The following is a 244-nucleotide window of genomic DNA, read 5'->3' as shown; positions in this document are numbered from 1 at the left end:
CGCGGGCGGCGCGCGCGACGTCGAGATCGGCTGGCGGCTCGTGCGCACGGCGTGGGGGCGCGGCATCGCGAGCGAGGCCGCGGCGGCCGTCGTGCGGCACGCATTCGACACCGTGCGGCTGCCGCGTGTGATCGCCGACATCGCGGCGGCCAACACCGGTTCGCTGAACGTCGCACACAAGCTCGGGATGCGCCGCGTGGGCGTCGTGGATGACGGCATCTCTTATGTGCGGCATCGTCTGGAG

General features: G+C 73.0%; 1 protein-coding gene. It reads left to right on the top strand.

What is annotated here, in order from left to right; translation table 11 throughout:
* Positions 1-244: GNAT family N-acetyltransferase (locus tag SB751_RS34260; RefSeq protein ID WP_410749530.1), on the top strand; the 244-nt coding region annotated here is incomplete at both ends.

This window comes from Cupriavidus sp. SIMBA_020 (genome assembly GCF_046535395.1).
Taxonomy (GTDB): domain Bacteria; phylum Pseudomonadota; class Gammaproteobacteria; order Burkholderiales; family Burkholderiaceae; genus Cupriavidus; species Cupriavidus campinensis.
Note: the sequence above shows the minus strand (reverse complement) of the source record. Positions and strands in the feature narration are given on the sequence as shown.